Source organism: Flavobacterium bomense (genome assembly GCF_003970355.1).
In genome coordinates, this window is sequence record NZ_RYDJ01000149.1 from 1 (window position 1) to 1,257 (window position 1,257).

The window sequence follows — 1,257 nt, forward strand, 5'->3', positions numbered from 1 at the left end:
TTTCATTTTTATATTCAAGAAAGAATTTATTAGACGCTGTTGTTTTCAGTGGAGGCGAATGTGTGATGCATAAAAATATCATTCCGCTGATTTCCGAAGTTAAAAAAATGGGCTTTTTAGTCAAAATTGACACCAATGGCAGTTCGCCCGAAGTAATGCAAAAACTCATAAACAAAGACCTTATTGACTACATCGCATTAGATTATAAAGCCCCCAAATCGAAATTTGAAGCGATAACACAATCGGATTTATATGATCCTTTTGAAAAAACATTAGACCTCATTTTACAAGCCAAAATCCCTTGTGAAGTCAGAACCACCTACCATTCTGAATTACTTTTAGAGGACGATTTGGAAACTATGATTCAGTTTTTGCAAAACAAGAACTATTCAGGCAATTATTACATCCAATATTTCAAAAACAATGTGGAAACACTTTCAAAACTAGAACGGTCCAATAATAAAATTGATTGCGAAAAACTTTCCACACCAACTATAAAGGTTGTTTTAAGAGAATAAAACTAATTTCTAATATTTAATAAAATGTTTTCAAAAACCTGCGAATACGCGATTAGAGCTTGTATTTTCATAGCCACACAATCCTTTCATAACAAAAGGGTTACCGTTAAGAATATTTCCGAGAAGATTGATTCTCCCAAGTCCTTTACGGCCAAAATTCTCCAAATTTTAGCCAAAAATAATCTTGTTCATTCCGTTCAAGGAATAGGCGGTGGTTTTGAAATCCCAAAAGAGATTATGAATCATATCAAGCTTTCGCAAATTGTAATCGCCATTGATGGGGATTCCATTTTCACTTGCTGTGGTTTGGGATTGGGTAAATGCGCAGAAATTCATCATTGCTCAGTTCACGAAAAATTCAAAGAAATAAGAAGCGAAATAGTCGATATGCTCAACTATACAAATCTTGAAGAACTGGCTATAGACATTTCTTTGGGGGAATCATTTTTGAAGTGACAGTTACAATCTTATGTTTACGAAAGAAATAAAGCAAGAAAAAGCCTAAATAAAATGATCTAAAAAATTTTAACCGACGATAATTTCATCGAAAAAAAAAAGAAATTAACAAAGGTTCAAACTGATGATAGCGGTTGGTTTATTATTAAATAAAAATCTTGAAAAATAGAGTGAGGAATATCCTAATTCAGAATATCCCGGAGGTAGATTGCCACAATTAAGATTAATTGAGAAATTGCCATGGGGTTGAAAATACTGCTCGAACCGCTCCTTTTGCCAACTC

General features: G+C 33.3%; 2 protein-coding genes. Both read left to right on the forward strand.

All coding sequences use genetic code 11. The features are described 5' to 3' along the window. Positions 1-518 (forward strand): radical SAM protein (locus EKL98_RS17700; protein ID WP_158618344.1); only part of this gene is annotated, 518 nt, incomplete at its 5' end. A gap of 24 nt (positions 519-542) precedes the next feature. Beyond that, a complete protein-coding gene (locus tag EKL98_RS16300) occupies positions 543-974 on the forward strand; it encodes an RrF2 family transcriptional regulator (protein WP_126563177.1) in 432 nt (143 codons plus the stop codon). The last annotated feature ends 283 nt before the right edge of the window (positions 975-1,257 follow it).